The 323-nt window shown below is 58.5% G+C and carries 1 pseudogene; it reads left to right on the top strand.

Annotated elements, in window-relative coordinates:
* A pseudogene (locus tag B2W52_RS16190) lies at positions 1–323 on the top strand (acetyl-CoA carboxylase biotin carboxylase subunit); the annotation flags it as partial.

Here is a 323-nt window from a genome sequence, read left to right as displayed (position 1 = left end):
CAGTTCCGCATCAACGCCGAAGATCCGAAGAACGGCTTTCTGCCAAGTTTCGGCCGCATCAGCCGCTACTATTCCGCCGGCGGTCCGGGCGTGCGCACCGATGCCAATATGTATACCGGTTACGAGATTCCCCCGTATTACGACTCCATGTGCGCCAAGCTGATTGTCTGGGCCATGGACTGGGACGAGCTGATTGCCCGCTCCCGCCGTGCTCTCGGCGATATGGGCATTTACGGCGTCCAGACCACCATCCCCTATTACAAGCAGATTCTCGAGCACCCGGATTTCCAGGCCGCTGACTTCAATACCGGCTTTGTGGAACG

Source organism: Marinobacter sp. UBA2498, assembly GCF_002341575.1.
GTDB lineage: Bacteria > Pseudomonadota > Gammaproteobacteria > Pseudomonadales > Oleiphilaceae > Marinobacter > Marinobacter manganoxydans.
Note: the sequence above shows the minus strand (reverse complement) of the source record. Positions and strands in the feature narration are given on the sequence as shown.